The sequence below is a fragment of the Ruegeria sp. CH8 genome (assembly GCF_056536985.1).
In genome coordinates this window covers 1-19972 of sequence record NZ_JBQFQR010000034.1, presented here as the reverse complement: position 1 = coordinate 19972, position 19972 = coordinate 1, and the positions used below count along the sequence as shown (strand labels likewise).

Annotated in this window: 16 protein-coding genes; 9 read left to right on the top strand and 7 right to left on the bottom strand. The window is 52.8% G+C overall.

The features are described from left to right. Position 1 precedes the first annotated feature (1 nt). Positions 2 to 748, bottom strand: a complete 747-nt coding sequence (locus ACR0ER_RS23215; RefSeq protein WP_480770923.1) for a pyridoxine 5'-phosphate synthase — start codon at positions 746 to 748, stop codon at positions 2 to 4. Positions 749 to 757: 9 nt separating this feature from the next. Continuing rightward, positions 758 to 1408, bottom strand: coding sequence for a pyridoxamine 5'-phosphate oxidase family protein (locus ACR0ER_RS23210; protein ID WP_480770922.1), 651 nt, complete (start codon positions 1406 to 1408; stop codon positions 758 to 760). A 60-nt stretch (positions 1409 to 1468) separates the two neighbouring features. Between ACR0ER_RS23210 and pdxR the strand changes: the two genes are divergently transcribed. The 6 genes from pdxR to ACR0ER_RS23180 all read left to right on the top strand — a co-directional run bounded on the left by pdxR (position 1469) and on the right by ACR0ER_RS23180 (position 9687). Next, positions 1469 to 2905 carry a MocR-like pyridoxine biosynthesis transcription factor PdxR gene (gene pdxR / locus ACR0ER_RS23205; RefSeq protein ID WP_480770921.1) on the top strand — a complete coding sequence of 479 codons (1437 nt, stop codon included), beginning with the start codon at positions 1469 to 1471 and terminating at the stop codon, positions 2903 to 2905. A gap of 129 nt (positions 2906 to 3034) precedes the next feature. Next, a complete protein-coding gene (locus tag ACR0ER_RS23200) occupies positions 3035 to 4957 on the top strand; it encodes a DUF3604 domain-containing protein (RefSeq protein ID WP_480770920.1) in 1923 nt (640 codons plus the stop codon). A gap of 806 nt (positions 4958 to 5763) precedes the next feature. Beyond that, positions 5764 to 7182, top strand: a complete 1419-nt coding sequence (locus ACR0ER_RS23195) for a circularly permuted type 2 ATP-grasp protein (RefSeq protein ID WP_480770919.1) — start codon at positions 5764 to 5766, stop codon at positions 7180 to 7182. Between the two features lies 1 nt (position 7183). Next, on the top strand, positions 7184 to 8125 hold the full coding sequence (locus ACR0ER_RS23190; RefSeq protein WP_480770918.1) for an alpha-E domain-containing protein: 942 nt from the start codon (positions 7184 to 7186) through the stop codon (positions 8123 to 8125). Positions 8126 to 8128: 3 nt separating this feature from the next. Continuing rightward, a complete protein-coding gene (locus ACR0ER_RS23185) occupies positions 8129 to 8926 on the top strand; it encodes a transglutaminase family protein (protein ID WP_480770917.1) in 798 nt (265 codons plus the stop codon). Between the two features lie 11 nt (positions 8927 to 8937). Further along, positions 8938 to 9687 (top strand): proteasome-type protease, encoded by a 750-nt coding sequence (locus tag ACR0ER_RS23180; protein WP_480770916.1) that lies wholly within the window; start codon positions 8938 to 8940, stop codon positions 9685 to 9687. Between the two features lie 806 nt (positions 9688 to 10493). On the opposite strand, the gene ACR0ER_RS23175 is transcribed toward ACR0ER_RS23180, so the two are convergent. Further along, positions 10494 to 10835, bottom strand: a complete 342-nt coding sequence (locus ACR0ER_RS23175; RefSeq protein WP_480770915.1) for a DUF3299 domain-containing protein — start codon at positions 10833 to 10835, stop codon at positions 10494 to 10496. A gap of 181 nt (positions 10836 to 11016) precedes the next feature. Beyond that, complete coding sequence (locus tag ACR0ER_RS23170; protein WP_480770914.1) at positions 11017 to 12285, bottom strand: agmatinase family protein; 1269 nt, start codon at positions 12283 to 12285, stop codon at positions 11017 to 11019. Between the two features lie 360 nt (positions 12286 to 12645). Between ACR0ER_RS23170 and ACR0ER_RS23165 the strand changes: the two genes are divergently transcribed. Further along, positions 12646 to 13311, top strand: a complete 666-nt coding sequence (locus ACR0ER_RS23165) for a YrbL family protein (protein ID WP_480770913.1) — start codon at positions 12646 to 12648, stop codon at positions 13309 to 13311. Positions 13312 to 13587: 276 nt separating this feature from the next. Here the strand turns inward: ACR0ER_RS23165 and ACR0ER_RS23160 are convergent, their stop codons facing one another. Further along, the gene (locus ACR0ER_RS23160) at positions 13588 to 14235 is read right to left on the bottom strand and encodes a sulfotransferase family 2 domain-containing protein (protein ID WP_480770912.1); all 648 of its coding nucleotides are present in this window, start codon (positions 14233 to 14235) and stop codon (positions 13588 to 13590) included. Between the two features lie 220 nt (positions 14236 to 14455). Continuing rightward, entirely contained in the window at positions 14456 to 15046 is a 591-nt protein-coding gene (locus tag ACR0ER_RS23155) for an outer membrane protein (protein ID WP_480770911.1), read from the bottom strand. A 464-nt stretch (positions 15047 to 15510) separates the two neighbouring features. Between ACR0ER_RS23155 and ACR0ER_RS23150 the strand changes: the two genes are divergently transcribed. Beyond that, positions 15511 to 17052: a hypothetical protein gene (locus ACR0ER_RS23150; RefSeq protein ID WP_480770910.1), complete on the top strand. Its 1542-nt coding sequence runs from the start codon at positions 15511 to 15513 to the stop codon at positions 17050 to 17052. A 489-nt stretch (positions 17053 to 17541) separates the two neighbouring features. Then, complete coding sequence (locus tag ACR0ER_RS23145) at positions 17542 to 18882, top strand: mechanosensitive ion channel family protein (protein WP_480770909.1); 1341 nt, start codon at positions 17542 to 17544, stop codon at positions 18880 to 18882. Between the two features lie 329 nt (positions 18883 to 19211). Here ACR0ER_RS23145 and ACR0ER_RS23140 read toward each other — a convergent pair whose 3' ends face one another. Then, entirely contained in the window at positions 19212 to 19646 is a 435-nt protein-coding gene (locus ACR0ER_RS23140) for a hypothetical protein (RefSeq protein ID WP_480770908.1), read from the bottom strand. Positions 19647 to 19972 lie beyond the last annotated feature (326 nt).

The window sequence follows — 19972 nt, the reverse complement described above, 5'->3', positions numbered from 1 at the left end:
TTCAGCCATCGGACAAATTGCAGGAGTCCAGATAGCGGCGTGTGGTTTCAGCCATCCCAAACGTCAGGGCATCGCAGAACAGCGCGTGGCCGATGGACACTTCCGCTATCGACGGGATGCGGGCGATCAACTTGCGCGTTCCATTGACCGTAAGATCGTGCCCAGCGTTGACCTTCAGACCCTGCGCCTCGGCTGCGGCCGCCGCTTCAGCCAGACGGTCAAGTTCCTGTTTTTCGGTAACGGGGTCGTTGTAAGAACCTCCAAACGGGCCGGTGTAAAGCTCGACCCGGTCCGCCCCCGTCTGGGCTGCATGAGCCATATGCGCCGCCTCGGGGTCGCTGAACAGCGACACGCGATGGCCGTGTTCCTTGAGCCCGGCAACCACCTCGGCGAGCATCACGCCCTGCGCCTCGAAATCCCAACCATGATCGCTTGTCGCCTGCGCTGGATCATCCGGCACAAGTGTCACCTGATCGGCACGAACCTCGTTAACAAGCGACAGGAACCTCGGGTCGGGATAGCCTTCGACGTTCAGTTCCCGTTCCGGAAACTCTGCGTCAAGCAATGCCCGCAACGCCCGCACATCGCCAGCCCGGGTGTGGCGCTCGTCTGGCCGGGGATGCACCGTCACACCTGCAGCACCCGCGTTCAGTGCAATACGGGCCAGATCCAGAATATCCGGCCACGGGTGCTCTCGCCTGTTTCGAAGCAAGGCAGCAACGTTCAGATTTACCGAAAGGTCCGTCATAGTCCCACCTTACAACCGAAAGGATTGAACGTGCTCGGGCAGTGACACGCCATCGATGTTTCGAGAATCCGGGACCGGTTCTCCGACCGTGGTGCTTACGGGAATGACCCCGGCCCAGATTGGCAAGTTATAATCTTCTTCCTCGTCCTTGGGTCCACCAGTACGGATCTTGGCGCTGCCTTCGGATATCTCCATACCCAACACCATGGTTGCCTTCAGATCCTGCGCATGATCCGGTCGCAGGCTTTCATAGCGCCCAGGGAAAAGCCCGTTCACGAACCGGCTGAGCTTTTCCAGTTTTTCTTCAGGATTTTCGACCTTCAAGGCCGTCCCAAAAAGGGTGACCGAGCGCGAATTGACCGAATGGTGCATCCCGGACCGGGCCAGGACAAAGCCATCAAGGATCGCCACCGACAGGCACACCTGCGCGTCGCGCGCGTTGCGCAGGGCGCGGCTGGCCGAAGAACCGTGCCAATAGACATGATTTCCTTCGCGCCACTGCAATGTCGGCGTGACAAAGGGTTTGCCATCGATCACGTACCCAACGCTGCACATGGGTTGCGCGTCCAGAATTTGGTTGATCGTGGTACGGTCGAAATGCCCCCGCTCATGTGATCTGCGCAAGCGCGTTCTGTCGGTGGTTTCCAGGGTCTCGTTCATAGTCGTAGCTCGGGTTTGTTCTTGCTATACCCGTAATGCCCGGGTATTGGATTTTATCAAATGTCCAATTTCGAAACTTTCTATAAGGCCAATTTGCACCGTGATCTGTTTGCGATCTCGTTGGATGCGGCGCTGAAGGCACCATTGCAGGCCCAGTTGCTGGATGCGTTGCGGTCCATTGTCTCAAAGTCTCCGGATTTGGTCGGCGCGCGTCTGCCCGCCAGCCGGGCTCTGGCGTCCGAGCTTTCGATCTCGCGCACAACGGTTCAGGCGGTTTATGACCAGATGATTAGCGAGGGGTATCTGGTCACCCGGCAAGGCAGTGGCACTTTTGTCGCCAGCGAAATCACCCATCTGTCACAGCCACAGCCGATCCCCCGTCCGGCCGGTCCGGTGATCGAGGAATGGCGTCCATTTCAAACCGGGCTGCCCGATCAAACCCTGCTGCCGCACCGGCAATGGGCCCGCCATCTTGAACGCGCATGGCGCAGTCCGACGGCCGCGCTTTTGACCCGCCCGGACCCGCTGGGCTGGTATCCACTCCGCGAGGCGATCTCGGATCACCTTGCCGCGTGGCGTCACCTGAATTGTGATCCCGCTCAGGTGGTGATCACTTCTGGCGCGCGCGAAGCATTCGAGGTGATTTTCCACGGCCTGCTTGGCGCGGGCAAACAGGTCGCGGTTGAGGACCCCTGCTGGCCCAAACTGCACACAATCCTTGCCGACACGGGCAACAGTGCCCATCCCGTTCGTATCGATCAGGACGGGATGGATGTGGACAGAATTCCGCAGGGCACACATGCCACGATCGTTACTCCCTCGCGGCACTATCCTACGGGGGTAAGCCTGCCCCTGTCCCGACGGGTTGCCGTGCTGGATTGGGCACGGCGCGCCGGTGCTGTAGTGATCGAAGACGACTATGACAGCGAGTTTCGATATCGTGGCCAACCCTTACCCTCGCTTTCGGGGCTGGACGGTTTGAACAACACGATTTACCTAGGCAGCTTTTCGAAATTGGTCAGCCCCGCGCTGAGGATCGGGTACCTGGTGGTTCCCAAGCGCCTGCTGCACAGCACTCTGGCCTATCTACGCCGCGTCGGTCCCCGTGCCTCATTGATCCCGCAACCCGCTTTGGCGGCGTTCATGAACAGCGGTGAGTTTGCCATGCACCTTCGCCGGATGCGGCGGGTCTATGCCCGGCGTCAGAGCCATCTGCTTAACGCGCTGGCCCCTGTTGCTGACCTTCTGGACCTTCAGCCCGACGCGTCCGGAATGCACTTGTGCGTATCGCCAAAGACACCGCTGGTTGACCGGATATCCGATCTTGAGATCAGCAAACGGGCCGAGCAAAACGGCCTGCGCATCAGCGCTTTGTCAGCGCACTGCGTTTTGCCCGAAAAACTGCAGGGGTTGCTGCTTGGATACGCGGCCTTTGACGAGGACACGCTTTCGGACGCGGCGGAACGGCTGATCACCATCCTTCACAAACAGCCCTGAGCTGTCGTGCACAGCTTCGCCCGGGTCTGGCGAAGTTTTTAACACCTGCGCGACACAACGTGATATCATAAAAACAAGATATATATTTTCATCAATTGAAACCGTTGTGTCTGTGAGGGGGAGGTTCACATGCTTCGACTGTCTTTCTATTTGTTTAGTTTGGCATCTCTGCCAGCAATCGCACTGGCTGACGCCGTCCCCAGCAAGGAAGCCGCCGAGGGGACTTTTGCCGAGCGTCCCTTCTCGCCCTATGCCAACCGTTCGTTCCCGGAACGCCCGCTTTGGGGGGACACCCATTTACACACAGGGCTGTCGCTTGATGCTGGCGCGTTTGGCAACACGCTGCTTCCCGACGACGCATGGCGGTTTGCCAAGGGCGAACAGGTCATTTCGTCAACTGGCCAGCCGGTCAGATTGGCCCGACCGTTGGATTGGATGGTACTGACCGACCACACCGACCTTATGGGCTTCGCGCCTGATCTGCAGGCGGGCAAACCCGGTGTTCTGGCCGAGCCAAAAGGATTGGAGTGGTACGAAGGCTATAAAGCCGGAGGTGAAGATGCTGCCAAAGCGGCGTTCGACATCATCACCAACTTCTCGCAGATGACTCTGCCCGAGCTTCTGCTGGAGTCTTACAGCCCCGGCGCGGACGCGTTTGCCTTCACTTGGGAACAGATCGTCATGGCGGCAGAACGCCATAACGATCCCGGCAATTTCACGGCCTTCATCGGGTTCGAATGGACCTCGGTTCCAAAGGGGTTCAACCTGCACCGCAACGTGATGCTGCGGGATGGTCCAATCCGGGCTCTGCAGATGGTGCCGCCGGTAACACAACCGCCGTACGGGGACACCGACCCAAAGGCACTTTATGCTTGGCTTGAGGAGTATCAGTCCAAAACCGGCGGCCGCGCCGTAGCTTTCGCCCACAATGGGAACCTGTCGAATGGTTGGATGTTCCCCACCGAAGACACCTATCACGGCGGCAAGGTCGACGAGGAATACGTACAAAACCGCGCCAAGTGGGAGCCACACTACGAGGTCACGCAGATCAAGGGCGATGGTGAAGCACACCCTTTCCTCAGCCCAGAAGATCCCTTTGCCGATTATGAAAACTGGGACGTCGGCAACCTCGATATCACCGAATTGAAAACCGATGAAATGTTGGCTGGTGAGTACGCACGTGAGGCCCTGAAACGCGGCTTGGCATTGGAAGAGAAGTTCGGCGTGAACCCGTATAAATTCGGCATGGGTGGTGCGACGGACAGCCATACTTCGCTGGCCACAGCGGAAGAGGAAAACTACTTTGGCAAATCCGTCAGCGCGGAACCTTCGGCCAGGCGAGTGCTGCATCCGTTTGTGGAAAGCGATCTTGGGGCATTTGAAGGACATACGCTGGTTGCGTCAGGATACACCGCTGTATGGGCATCTGATAACACGCGGGCGGCCATTTTCGATGCGTTCAAACGCCGAGAAACCTATGCGACCACAGGTCCACGGATCGGCCTCAGATTCTTTGGCGGCTGGGACTTTACCGAAGAAGACCTTCTGACCCGTTTGGTTGCTGATGTTGGCTATACCAAGGGCGTCCCCATGGGCAGCGATCTGCGACCGCGCGAAGGGGATGGTGCCCCGAACTTCCTGATTGGCGCTCTGCGCGATCCGATCGGCGCAAATCTTGATCGGGTTCAAGTCGTAAAGGGTTGGTTGGATGCAGACGGTGCGTTGCAGGAGAAAGTCTACAACGTAGCCTGGTCGGATGACCGGGCACTGGATGCAGACGGAAACTTGCCCGAAGTCGGCAATACTGTGGACTTGGAAACCGCAAGCTGGAGCAACACGATCGGCGCATCCGAATTGGTCACCGTTTGGACCGATCCGGACTTCGACCCGAATGAAAGGGCCTTCTACTATGTGCGGGTTCTTGAAATCCCTACCCCACGCTGGGTGCTATACGACAAGTTGCGCTTTGGCGTTGACCTGCCGGAGGAAGCGCAACTGACCCATCAGGAACGCGCCTATTCCTCTCCGATCTGGTTCACCCCCGGCGGGTGATGGGCTCATTGCAGACCCAATGCACCGACGCATGCAGCTCCGGCCCCTGAGGGTAGCCCTTGCCAGAGCGGCATTGCCGTAGTTCAGTTTGGCCTAACCAGTCCACCCTTCTGGTCGGGCAGACCGAAGAACTTGGCGACAACGACGCAGCTAAATCAACGGAGCACTCAGAAGAGGGCCCGCCAAGTCGCGGTCATTGGGCGTATTGTCCAAGATGTTCAATCTTGCGGAAATCTGGGGCATGCGACCTGACTGACCGAAACCCTGTCGCCAGGTCCCAAAATACCATGAAGAGAAACGGGAACGGTTTCGGAACCAACATGAGTTGCAACGGCTCGGGCAGGTGTTGGCGGAATCGGAACGGGACGGAGTTGCCCTTTGTTGTCGCCGCCTTCCGATTGCTGAAACTAATTGGTTGTCGTCTCGGTGGAATCCAAACCCTACAATGGTCCTTCTTTACAGACGCCGGTATGGAGCCAACGTATGGTAGCTATCATGCGAGTAACGGACGAAACACAATTGGTCTGGGAATGTTTTTGGGCTGCTGCATCCATTTTCTATTTTCCCTGGAAAAGCTTGCCATGCAGCATTCAATTTCTCAAAAACCCCTAGGCGAGATTTCAAACCAACGGGAAACGCTCACAATTGTTTTTTGTAGTTGGCAGAGGACGATAGAGTACTTGGACAGAAAAGACCCTTCGAAATCCGCGCATAACTTTGCCTAAAAAATAGGCACTTTCCTGAGAGCTTAGAGTAATCCAGCCCATAGCACTTGAACCTCCAGACATCTGAGTCACACTCCTCGCATGAGCAACTACTTTGATGAAATGTTCAGCAACACTGGATCTCTGCGGGGTCCTTACGAAGAAATCGGGCGCTGGTTCAATGCCGAAGATGCTTCGAGACTAAGGGCCAAACAGCGTGAAGCTGAAGAAGTATTCAGACTAACCGGGATCACCTTCAACGTTTATGGAAAAGCCGAAGCAGAAGAGCGGTTAATCCCGTTTGATATTGTTCCACGGGTCATATCCGGGAGGGAATGGCAGAGGCTGGAGCGTGGCATTGAGCAACGCGTCAGGGCTATCAATGCCTTTCTATACGACATCTACCATCGTCAGGAAATTGTACGCGCAGGTCGTGTTCCAGCCGAGATGATTGCTGGCAACGAGGCATTCCTGCCGCAGATGCTCGGTGTTGCACCACCCGGTCAGGTTTACACGCATATTGTAGGTATCGATCTGGTGCGCACCGGGCCGGATGAGTTCTATGTTCTGGAGGACAACGCCCGCACGCCATCAGGCGTCAGCTACATGCTCGAAAACCGGGAAACCATGTTGAAGATGTTCCCCGAACTCTTCAGTGCCAACAATGTACGGAATGTATCGGACTATCCTAAAAACCTGCGCCGATCCCTTGCTGCTTGTGCGCCCAGCTGCGCGGTAGGAGAACCAACCGTCGCCGTGCTGACGCCCGGCATCTACAACTCGGCGTATTACGAGCACGCCTTTCTAGCAGATCAGATGGCAGTGGAATTGGTCGAAGGACATGACCTGCGGGTCGTTGATGGGCGCGTTTGCATGCGCACAACGCGAGGATACAAGCCGATCGATGTCCTCTACCGGCGCGTTGATGATGATTTTCTGGACCCGCTGAACTTCAACCCGGACAGCGCTTTGGGGGTGCCGGGCATTATGGACGTGTATCGCGCTGGTGGCATTACAATTGCCAATGCACCCGGCACCGGGATTGCTGACGATAAGGCGATTTATTCCTACATGCCGGAAATTGTTGAATTCTACACGGGCGAAAAGCCACTGCTCCAGAACGTTCCGACATGGCGGTGCAGCGATCCGGACTCTCTGGCCTATGTGCTGGACAATCTGTCCGAGCTTGTCGTGAAAGAGGTACACGGCTCTGGCGGTTATGGGATGCTGATCGGGCCGACAGCCAGCAAGAAAGAAATCGCAGCCTTCCGCGACAAGCTCAAATCTCGGCCGTCGAACTACATCGCCCAACCGACGTTGTCTTTGTCGACCGTCCCGATTTTTGCGAGATCCGGTCTGGCTCCCAGACATGTCGATCTGCGGCCTTTTGTTTTAGTTTCGCCTGAAGGTGTGAAGATCACTCCGGGAGGTTTAACCCGCGTCGCGCTCAAGAAAGGGTCACTGGTTGTGAATTCCAGCCAGGGCGGCGGGACAAAAGACACCTGGGTTCTGGAGGACTGACATGCTGGGAAAAACGGCTGGTGGGTTGTTCTGGATGTCCCGGTATCTGGAACGAGCGGAAAACACGGCGAGATTGCTGGAAACCGGACAAAGGATGGCTTTAACCCGGACCCAAAACTCGGTTGAGGAATGGGGCTCGGTGCTGAAAACAGCGGGCGTTCTGGGCGGATATTCTTCCAAGTATGAAGAAATCACCAAGGAAAACGCCGTGGACTGGATGCTGAGGGATGGCGAAAACCCCTCATCCATAAAATCGGTCATCAAACAGGCCCGGGACAACGCGCGTCTTGTTCGCACAGCATTGACCCATGACGTTTGGAGCGCGGTGAACAGCACATGGATGCAAGTAGATGCAGCAATGAAACGCCGTGTGAATGAGCGAGACCTGCCGGGTACGCTTGAACTGATCCGTCAGCAAGCGGCCCTTGTGCGTGGTGCGATCCTTGGCACAATGCTGCGCAATGACATGTTTGATTTCATGCGTATCGGGAATTTCATCGAACGTGCCGACAATACCGGACGCATTCTTGACGTTAAATACTATGTCCTGCTGCCCACTGCGTTTTCGGTCGGGTCGTCGCTGGACAATATCCAGTGGGAGAGCATCCTGCGCTCAGTCGGGGCTGGTGGCGGATACCGGATGACACACGGGCAAAAAACGACACCTTCGGATATCGCTCAGTTCCTGATCCTGGATCAGCGAATGCCCCGCAGCCTTCATTTCTGTTGCAGGAAAATTCAAGAGAACCTGTCTTACCTCAAGAAAGATTACGGATTTGCGGGCCCCTCATGCGAAGCATCCAACCTGCTTTCCGAAAAGTACCTGGGCCGACAGATATCGGATATCTTCGACTATGGGCTACACGAATACATCGAAGATTTTCTTAATGATCTTGGCGGGTTAAGCCGTCAGGTCGAAATCGACTACCGGTTCTATGAGTAGCCCATGAAACTGCACATCAAACATGAAACCCGATACGATTTCGACGCGCCGGTTCCTTTCGGTCTTCAGCAACTGAGAAAGACGCCTAAGTCTTTTCGCAACCAGCGCATCGAAAGATGGACCACTGAGGTTATCGGTGGTCGCAAGGAACTGAGCTATGAGGACTATCATCGTAACACGGTGGAATTGATCAGCTTTGACGTGAACACCCAAAGCGTTTCCCTGATCTCGGAGGGGGTGGTCGAGGTTGAAGACACGCATGGTGTTTTGGGGCGTCATGAGGGCTCGACGCCGCTTTGGCTTTTTAAACGCAGCACGGAACAGACAAAGCCGGGAAAAGGTGTCAACGAATTAGTCCGGTCCTTGCCTGACGGTGAACCGCTGGCCCTAATGCACGCTTTGTCTGAAGCAATCCGAGGCTGCGTCACCTATGAGATCGGAAGCTCGCATCCTGATTGGAGCGCGGAAGATGCCATTGAGGCAGGCAGCGGTGTGTGTCAGGATCACGCCCATATCTTCATCACTTGCGCACGAAAGATTGGCCTACCGGCGCGCTATGTCTCGGGCTATCTGATGATGAATGAAACCGAGTTGCAGGATGCGACCCACGCTTGGGCCGAGGTGCATCTGGAGGGGCTCGGCTGGGTCGGTTTTGACGTCTCGAACGGGATTTCTCCTGATGATCGTTATGTTCGCGTCGCAACCGGTCTGGACTATACGCAGGCTGCCCCGGTAATAGGAAGCCGAATTGGGACAGCGGGCGAGCAGTTGACGGTACAGTTGCAGATCGCACAGCAATAACGGAGAAGACAATGACCTATGCTGTGGGCATGCGGCTGAACCGCGGGCTGGTTTTCATGTCCGACACACGCACAAACGCTGGCGTCGACAACGTCTCGACCTTCAACAAGATGTTCAGCTGGACAGTGGAAGGGGAACGATCCATCACCTTGCTGACCGCCGGAAATCTTGCGACGACCCAAGCAACGATCAGCTTACTTGAGGAGCGCACCAAAGTGCCCGAAGAGCGCACTCCATCGATCCTCGAAGCCCCCACGATGTTTCAGGTTGCCCAACTGGTGGCGGAAACGCTGAACAGTGTGATTGAGCAACACGCGAAATCCGGCCAACAAGCCGACAGCGCCTTTCATGCAACGATGGTGTTGGGTGGGCAAATCAAAGGCGGACCGTCGCGCCTGTTCCTGATCTACCCAGAAGGCAACTTTATCGAAGCCGGAGACGAAACCCCGTTCTTTCAGATCGGAGAGACAAAATACGGTCGCCCAATCCTGGTCCGCGCCTATGATCCCGAGATGAGCTTTCCAGAGACCGTGAAACTTTTGCTCGTTAGCTTCGATTCAACGATTAAAGCCAATTTGTCCGTCGGGGCACCGCTGGATCTGCTGCTTTACAACGAAGACAGTTTCGAGGCCGGCAAGCGCTCGCGGTTCGAAGCAGATGACGATTACTTTCGAACTGTTTCAGAAGGTTGGGGCGACGCGTTGAAATCTGCTTTGTCCAAACTTCCAGAATATATCGACGTAGGCGAACAAGACATCTGAGTACCGTTAAGTTGTGCCGGACGCAAGCAAGCGAATTAATTGCTGCGCGGTTTCGCTGGGCAGCATTACAGTAAAGGCTAATAAACTTGTGTTGCGGAAAGTGGCCGTCCGCATAACGCTACCAAGTCCGATTTATTACCGAAAGCAGTCCTGGGTGAAAAACGTAGCACGAAGTTTATTGAGCTCACTGCTGTTGTTTTCTGCGAGTTGAACGTTACACAGACCTGACCCAACTGTCATAGTGGGACCCGGACAGGGTGATCACTCAACATCAAATTGCGTACCAAGCCGAACAGTCCTTTTACATTGAAATTGGTATCGAACTGCAGATTCGCACGATGAGGTGCCGCAGAAAATTTCGGCTATTCCCAGCAGTTCCATTTGGCTGTCGCCTCATATTTGGCTAAAAAAGGCGCATCAAATCACCACACGGTTGCTTGATTTTCACACCCAGATTTGGTTGCTTATTCTTTTTGCAAAACAGTTGTACGTTCACCACAGGATGTTTTGCATACTGGTGCTTCCACAGTGCTTCCAGTGGTGATGGCACAAATAGAAACACCACCCTGAGGCGGCTCGTACGACACTGTGTTCGGTAAAAGTGGTTGCAGGAGTAGGATTTGGCCTTTGCCGAACGTCAACGAAACTCCTTTTCTAAGGAAGCCTGTCGGCTCGGCCTTTTGCTGCATTTTGACAAGTCTGTTTTCGACACATGACCGCTGTGTCCGGCATTACTAGCGATCATGAAACCGGATCAAGTATCCGCAACAAATCCATAGCGGTAACTGGCCTCTCGGCGAAAAACCTTACTCGGCGGCTGAGACGTCAGGAATGGTTGCGGTGATTATTTCCGAAGCTTTAATCCTATATATTGAAGGCGCGAGTTCGCTCTGACTTTGGCGAATGAGAAGTTTGCCTGTAACCCACACTGGGTCAGCTGTTATGTCGACGCCTTCTGGATACTCAACAGAAATAACTTGATCAGGAAGAGGTGCCGTTGGATGTCGGCACTTCTGAGACAGCTGAGGAACCAACAATAGGTTTTTCACGTCCTTAAATTCGAACTCAACGGGATGAGCGTAACCTGCAATGAGAACATGACTGCCTTCAAGGTTAGAGTTCCCGGGTACGCACTCGGCTATCTGCATTGAAAGCATGCGATCACTTAAGTCTCTTGGCAGGCAACTTGGATTTGACAGGTAGCCTTCTAAGAACTCAGAGCACTCAACAAGGCGACCCTCGCGAAGATCAGACCACGAAATCTCCAGTGGTTCGGAGTGCGCTGCCAAACCTGTTAGAGAAACCAAACAGACTGTACAGACGAGTAGCCTAGTTGTCATTCTGACCGTGCGAAACAGTAAGCGGGCTTTTGTAATCTGGTTCGGTCAAACCTTGTTTACGCATCGCAATGCCCGTCAGGCATTCCCTGATGGTTCGGTTGGCATTCAAAGCAGAAACGTAGGTAGGGTCCATCAAAGGAGCAAGTTCAACAATTTCGAACCCAATCACGTTTGATTCAGCACAGAGGCGACGAATTATCGGGAAAATCTCGCGAGGCATCAGCCCACCAGGCTCGGGCGTGCCCGTTCCGGGTACGAACGCTGGATCGAAGGTGTCGATATCAAAAGATATATAAATGTACTCCGGCCCCTCATTTGCCTCGGCAATGACGTCTTCCATAACAGCGTCCCAGCCGCGTTCTTCGATCTCAGCCATCGTATGATAGCGGAACCCATTCATACGCATCCATTCAAATGCTTTTTCGTCTGGATAGTATCCGCGCAAAGCAACTTGAATGAAGTTTTTGCCCTCAACCAAGTCCTCTTCGATCAACCTGAAAACAGGCATGCCATGATTGATCAGGTGTCCAAAGCCATATTTTCCGGCGTCATAATGTGCATCAAAATGAACGACACCCACATTGCCCTTACCATAAACGTCCGTCATCGCAGCGACGTTTGGGTACATCAATGAATGATCGCCACCAACGATAAAGGGTATCACGTGGCTACCGTCAGCGTGTTGCACCGCCGCTGCCTGACCAACAAAAGAACGGACCGCATGAATTGTGCGCTCGGTGCTCATGATGTCGTTCGGGGCGTTTCCGTAGTCAACGACTGTCATTTCCTGCAGCGGGTCGACCATGACGTGCATATGCGGCTGCCGCGCCCCATAGCCGAGATACATCGAGGAGTTACGAACCGCATTCGGACCGCGCGACGCCCCGCGTGCGCCGGTCCCCATGTCGGTAAAGGCACCCATGATGGCCACGTCGACTTCAGCGGCAGCCAGATCGCCGGGCGTGAACGCTAACGGTTGGTGTAAGAACGTTGGGATTTGCATAAAGCCCTGGCCATAGAAACGCTGAGGGTCAACAATTCCAGGCTCGCGTCCCTCACGCTCGCCTTCAAAGCTTGGCAAGGGTGTGCGCCATGCATTGTAAGTTGGATCTTCAGTGTCCAAAGGAATAACGGGTTGTTCCCCCTCACGGATCGGGGCCTGAGTACCTTCGAATTCATGACCATAAAACTGAGCGTTCGCGGCACCAGAAAAAACAACGCACAGAATGGCGAGCGCGGTACGGAGACTTTGAAACACCGGAAGTCCCTCCTCGAATTTTGGCTATCCCAAAACTATCACCGAAACCGCTGTTAAAAGCAAATTTTGACTTATTTGTAGCTGTTACTGAATAGTGGGCGGTCTTGTGAGGCTATTGGACTTCCCTCGTTTCCAAAAGTCTTTTTCCGCCTTGACGGCTTTGTCCACACAGCAATCACGCAAGCTGGGTGCCGCGAATGCCGTTCCGGAACCCGAACCGGACACCGTCACGCTTAAATGCGATCAGATGAAGCGCCAGTATCGATGCAACACAGTTTTTTTCCATCCGGCGGCACACACTTTTTCTTACAGCGAGGGTGCGATATGATGCTTCTTATCGACTGCGCAGTGAGGTGATAGATGCTAAAGTTAAGCGCCGAGCCCGTGCTTGCAAAGGGTAACCGTCAGTATGTCTTCGCCCATCCGGGCGATCCGACTCTTATTGTGAAAGTGCCGCAGCCGGGTACTTTCGACGACCATGGCCATATCCCAAATACAAACCGGATCGAGCGCCGATTTCGCCGAGCAACCATGTACAAGGGCTTTCTGCGGGAGTTCCACGAGTATCTCGAGCTAAAGGCCCGTGTGCAGCAGCTTGGAGTACAATTGCCGATCTGCGAGGTTCACGGAACGGTCCCGACCGACCTCGGGCTGGGATTGGTCTACGAGCGCATCTCCGACCCCGACGGAAACCTGCCCCCGACGTTAAGGCAGATGATTTACGAAGGTCGCCTCGCGTCCTGGCACTTGACGCTATTGAACACTTTCTTCGATACGCTGATCGATAATCATGTCGTGATTAGCAACAAGAACATAAGCAACATCGTGTTCCAGACGCAGGGAGCCGGCCGGGGCAGGTTCGTCTGGATAGACAGCTTTGGGTGTAAGCAGGCTTTACCTCTGCGGAAGTGCTCGAGTCGGATAAACGCCTATGGCTTGAACCGGGTGCGAAAGGTGGTTGTCGGTCGAGCCGAGGAGGCGTTGGCGCAGGTCGATCAGGTTAGCATACCAGCCTTTTCAGGCTAACGTTTGATTTATTACCAATTACAACTGACGTGCAGGGAAATGGAACTCGATTGGAGCAATTCTGTTCAATCGGAGCATTCAACAAATGAAGCTAACGTTCTATTTGCGTGCCGAAGCGGTCAACCAGAGCAAACGGTGGGAATGTCCTCTTAGCACCAAATTCAACATAAAGTTGGAAGCGAAACGGCAAACTGCAAGTGCTTTTCCCCACAGCATTCAGGGCAACTTCAATATCAGAGCAGAAACAACTCCGCACTTGATCTACCGCTCCCGAAACTACAATTTTCGAAGGCCAATGTTTTTTTTGCGAATTAAGCCGTCATCGAAAACATACCCGAAATTCTCAGCATCACGGATGTATACCTCACCGACTGCTTTGCTGCTTTCAGCAGAATAATAGTCTCGGTAGTCTCGCCTCTTCGACTTTTTTCGATGCTTGAAGAACATACGCCGACCGCCGATCTCGCGAAGAACAACGCTCAGGTCTTTCTCGAAGGTTTCAAAGCGACCCAAGAAATCCAACGGAATTTCTCCACTGTCATCCACGAGAAAATCAGATTGGGGCTTGAAATATGGTATTTCCAGGTACTTTGAGGGCTCTTCAATGAATGAAGACAAGAAGCTCTCAAAAGTGTCGTTATTTGTCACCAATTCCAATTTCTCGCGCCGCGCGATGATGTAATGGTAGGCCGAGACCAAACGGTCCCAAGGGTTCCGAACAAAACTGAACTTGAAATAGTCCTCCGCCTCCGGTCCCAAGTATTGCAGATTCACGAACACTGACGAGTGTTTGTCGATCGCGGGAATAGGATCATGTTTGGTCAGACTAAAGTGACGCGGACGGCGTAAAATTGTAGAAACCGTTGATCCCCCAGTTTTCGGAATATGAACGAACACGGTCTTAAGCTTGGGATAGATTGGCACCGATTTGCTACGCCTCCTTGTCGATAACGCGTGCTGAGCGATGCGCCGAAGGTTTGGCGCGATATACTCCGGTGTTTTGGTACACACTGGTGGACGGCGAAAAAGAGTGTCGGAAGAATGTCGATATCATCGCCCACCCCCTTCTCAATGTTTGTCTACGCGGCCCTGATATTACCCATTTCGCACCGAGGCATTAAATGGGGAAGGATCCCGCATAGGATCAGAACCTGTAGTTCAATGAAAATGCAAGCGCAGTCAGGTCCACGTCTCGAAACTCGCGGTTAAAATCTGAGAACTCAGAATACACCAACTCTGCCCCAAAGGTGAGCTTTTCCCGAATGAAGCGTTCATAGCCAAGGCTCACGAAATAACCGCTGCCGTCGCCAGGGTTCGTATTGCCGGCGGCGTGCGTGTCGATTTCAGCGTAGCCAGCGCTGGCGTAGAACAAGTTCAGTCCTCTGTCGATGCCACCACGCGCACCAAGACGCGTGTATGAAACGAGTTCGAATCCAGCATCAATATCTTGCTCTAGTCGGGTGTATTGAAAGATGTAACCAAGTGTAAAACTGCCGAAATCGTAGTCGTAGGCCAGCTTCGCCCCGTAAATCGGACTGCTGGTGCCTTCTACATCAAGAGCATAGCCAAGTTCCAAACCGAAGGAGAAACCCGTCCAGTCAACGTCTGACGCAGGCAGTTCAGCAGGCGTTTTAAACGGTGATAAGACTTGAGAAACTTCAGCATTGCCCGCAATTGAGACTGCCGGATAAATCGCAGCAACGATGAGAGCTATAGCGTGGGTGCTCATTGTCATAATGATCAATTCCTTAACAACTTACCTGAACCTCTAGCCTAGCGCAGATTCACCGCATTGCTATAGGTTGGTGGTTCCGCAACCTTAAAAATACGGCACCCCGCGTGTTGAAGCAGCAATGCTTCACACTGGTCTCGAAAAGATAAAGTCCCCGTGACAAAGCCTTTAAACCGGGGGTTACAACACTCCAGAACTTACCGAAGCCCCGCTAATCGACTGATGCTGAAATTCTTGCACCAAGTCAGCGTCATGAACTTTTGAAACAACCGTCACTAGCACCGCAAGCGTGACAATTCCCGTAATCATCCATCGGTGTGTCATAAGCAGCCTCCTTCGATCCAACGTAAACAACTTCTGTGGCTCAAAGATGGGATGGAGAAGGAATTGACGGTAGGAAATTACATGTTGCTATACAGTAGTTGTGGTCAACACACGTTGCTTCGCGAAAGTGCAGGAGAATAGTCGTGGCGGAACATGTCGATAAGGCGGATATTCTGAAACAACTGGAACGCATCACAACGTCTGAGGATTTCCCGTGCAGCACGCGAACAAAGACGTTCCTAGAGCACCTTGTTCATCGAGAACTTGAAGGCCGCGGTGACGAGTTACGGGGCACTGCTTTGGCAATGGATGTTTTCGGAAGAGGCACTGAATTTGATCCTAATTCTGATCCGGTCGTTAGGATTGAAGCCGTCAAGCTGCGAAAGGCATTGGACTATTATTACCTGAAGACAGGGAACAACGACCCGGTTTCAATATCTGTCCCTAAGGGGCAGTACCGCCCACTTTTTGAAATAAACACCCAAAAAGGCGAACCGCAAAAATCGTCTGCGGTGCTCCATAAAGGGTGGCCTGTTCTCGGGATCACTCCCTTTGACGGTTCAGATACGTCTCGCGCGAAGCTTTTTCGAGAGGGCTTTCCTGAGGAACTGGCTCTGGAACTTGCGCGTTTCGCTCATATCCGTGTTTTAACCGGGTATTCAGGCAAGTACCCAGATGGCTTTAAGGCAGAAACCTTACCCTCTTGCGATTATGTTCTGAATGGTTCCGTGCGGGACGATCAGGACAACCTGCGCCTGATTGTGCAACTAAGACGAACCATTGACGACTCTGTTTTGTGGGCCGACCGGCGTGATATTAATCCAGACGCCTCTGATCCTTTCACAGCCCAGGAAGAAATTGCGAAACAATGCGCGACAAAGCTGGTTGATGCTTATGGAGTTGTCGCAGCCGACGCCGCAGGTCATTTGGCAAGCCGCTCGCTGGCCTGGAGTAATACCTATCAAGCTCTTTTGGCTTTTCATGCCCACGTTCGTACTTCTAGATCGAGCAGCTTGCAGCAAATGATGGATCTGACGCGCTCTGCCATTCAAAGCAATGATGCCAGTGGACTGGCCCACGCGCTTATGGCGTTAGGATATGTAGAGGAAGTGGCATTAGGCCAAAAACGCCTGAGCCATATTCTGGAACAGGGGCGAACACATGCTGAAAAGGCAGTGGCTCTGGATCCTCAATGTCAAGAGGCTCTATTTGCAGCCGCAATATATGCGCTACTGACCAGAGACACCCAAAGGTTCAATCGCTTGATTGAAGCTGCAATTCAGGCCAATCCAAACAGTGCATTGCTGATTGCGTTGGCTGGCGCTTGGATTGCGCTGGTTGGTGATATCAAGCTAGGCGGGAAAATGGTAAGGCAGGCTTTGGACATCAATCCATTTTTGCCGATCTGGACAAATATCACACTTTGCTTGGACAATGTTCAGGAAGGAGACTACGCAAAGGCCTCAGAAAAAGTGCAGCGGATTGATGCTCGTGAACACGCAGGTGACTGGTTGTTGATCGCTGCTATTCACGGCATGGCGGGTGAGACTAAACTGGCAACGAACGCGTTGTCCAACTTCCCTACTACAAAGTTTTCTCTCGAAGAGTATCTTGATGATCTTCCTTATGCATCTGGCGTGGTGGAGCTGCTAAGGGAAGGTACAAAACACTTACGTTCCTTCTAGGTTTCAGTTTGGTTTAGCGAAACTAGTGCCGAGCTGGAAGGGCCCCGACCTGCTCCCCTGAAAAGTCCTCGATTTGGAGCCAGCCTGTTCTCCAACCGCGGAGACAGACGATGAACAGAAGCCGTATTAGTAAAGAACAGATCAATGGCATTCAGGGCGCTTGTGAGCGCGACAGACCAAAGCCTACAAGTGAATTGAAGCCTCAAGCTCTATTGGTAGCCGTCGAAAATAGCGATGGATTTTAGGGTTTTGCCGCAGCGTGAGATGCGAACTCGGGGCCATCAGCGCAGTTCAAGCAGGCCATACGCTCCTGGCAATCTATGCTACCCTGACTGTGATGCAACAAATGAAAGAGCCGTTTGTCGCTGATGATTAAAGACGCAATTAACCTCAGCCGATCCGCAACGGTATTGTCTATTGGAACAGTATTTCTTGCAGGAACAATACCATTGTGTGCCACAATAAACTGGAATTTTTGCGAGTAGACACATGAAGCAGGTCCAATTTCAATTTATCATCAGAGCAGTGGCTTCGATTAGTACTACGGCATTGTTTGCCGCGTTAATTCTGCTGCTGAATGTGGGAACAGCAAAAGCACAGCAACTCGCCCACTCGGACCCGTATCAAAACTCAGTTACAATCGCGAGCGAGGCGAATGTAAGCGAAGACGTACTATCCCGGCATGTAGTCGCTTTGGGTGCAGACGATCTTTCAGAGATTGCAGATATCTGGCAGCGCCGGGTTCAAACAAACCTCGCTAGAATAGCAGAGGGTTTAACGCAGCTGGAAACTGTCGCCGATCAACAGGTCCCAGGACTTGTGGACGAGATAAAGGCGACGAACCAAAAAAACATTGGTGACCTCCAGAACTACATCATCGTGGTTTACGCTTTGGATCGAAAAGGCGGCCCTGAAGAGGAACTGAAAAAGCACGAAGGGTTTATCAAGGGCTTTATCGGTGAGCTATTGCTTTCATACCAATGGTCAGCCATTGCTCATCTGTCATGGGACTGGGTGATGTCCGGCAGGGGTGGGCTCAGGGCGTTAAGCGGGCTTTTCCAAGCGATCCTAGTTTTGGTCGTTGCTTTTCTACTCAGCGGGGTTCTGAAAAGAATATCAAATAGATGGTTGCACGGCCGCAACGAAGAAAATGAAATTGCTGCAGTAGTGATTCCAAATGTTATTCGCTGGGGCATTCTTGTTCTTGGCTTGTTTTTCGCTTTGTGGGGGCTTGGTGTAAATATCGGCGTGACAACTGCCATTATCGGTGGTCTTGGGTTCCTTGTGGCATTCATGCTGCAAAATTTGTTTCAAAGTGTAATTGGCGGCTTTTTGCTCCAGGCAACGAACCCTTATACAAAGGGCGACATTATATCTATCAATCAAACAATTGGAACGGTCGTCGACGTAAACATAATTTCGACAAAGCTCAGAACTTTTGACAATCGGTTGGTACAGATTCCAAACCAGTCCATCTGGCAGGGGTCGATGGAGAACCTCACCAAGTACCGAGTGCGACGCGTCGATCTTGTTTTCGGAATTGGATACACAGATGATATCGAGCGCGCCAAAGAGATCCTTTTTGAGATAGTTGAGGCAGACAAACGTTGCCTGAAAAATCCGGAAACGAAGATATTCGTCGGTGAATTGGGCCCGTCTTCCGTGAACATCTATTGCAGACCATGGGTTCGAACCGACGATTACTGGGATGTGATGTGGGACCTGACGGAGATTGGCAAGACCCGCTTGCAGAATAATGGTATCTTTATCGCGTTCCCGCAAATGGACGTGCATGTCCACACCAAGGAAGTAGCTTCGTCGGACAAGTGAAATGCCCCCGAGCTTGTTTCTTAGAGGTGGTTCGGTTTGTCTGAACGGTTTCGAGCCTTTTCTTATGTGGATTTTCAGCTCTGTTAAACCGCGACTAGGATTGGTCGCGACGCATATGATGTCTAAGTACTACCGTGCACGGTTTGTGTGTGGTCGATAAACCGCCTAGATATTTTTGATAAAACTTTGCAGCATGATCGCATCAGCGAAATCAATCGCATTTGTTGAAACCGCCCGATAGAATCACGCTATCTCGTTGCAAATTGTTCCGTTCGGGCGATTAACTGTTTTTTGTTCAGGCCTGGTTTCCTCGTCCAAAACCTAAAGGCTCAAGCCTGGAGTGTATTCTCTAGCTCTGGTCGACCAACGCCTCTCACCACCAAATGCTCTCCCTTAACCTGAGCAAGCGCGCCGACTAGTATTGAGTCCTCCTTTTCGCTAGCTTCGAGCAAAAAGTCAGTTACCTGAGGCAACGCGCTATTCCAGCTAGGGCAAGCCAGCGCAAATTGAGCAAAAAAGTTGGCCATGAACTTGAACAGCCGTTCTGCGCTTGTTTCTCGAGATTCCCGAGCGGCCCAAAGCAAGGCTTCCCACATTGCGTTTTCGAACGCGACTTGTGCTTTTTCGGATCCTTGAAAATCAATCCAAGTTTTGTTCTCACGGGCTATCCTCAGTTCTGATGCCTTCAGCACAAGACTATGAGCAGCAGCAGTGGTTGAAGGGTATTGATCCCTTAAGATCTCCAGAAGTTCAAATTGCGACATCTTTCGCTCCTGTTTCCGTTTTCGCAAAACAGAAGTGGGAAAGAGTGACTGCGAACAGCAGGTTTCCTACTGTAGCGTAACTGTAAACTACAAAAAAAATCTTGTGGGAAAGCAGGCAGCTTTGCTTGCCAACCCACTGCCGAGTTTTTTGGATACCCAGTTTCATTCTCAATTGGGGCGGCACCGCATTGAGAATATAACTGCATGATAACTTAACAAAAAGGGATAACGGTGTCTGTCTAGCCCCCTTGTTCTGGGCCATCTCGGACTAGAGTTTCGGGGACTGGTGGGCGCATGTTGAGGGCCTGATGCGGTCGGGTGTGGTT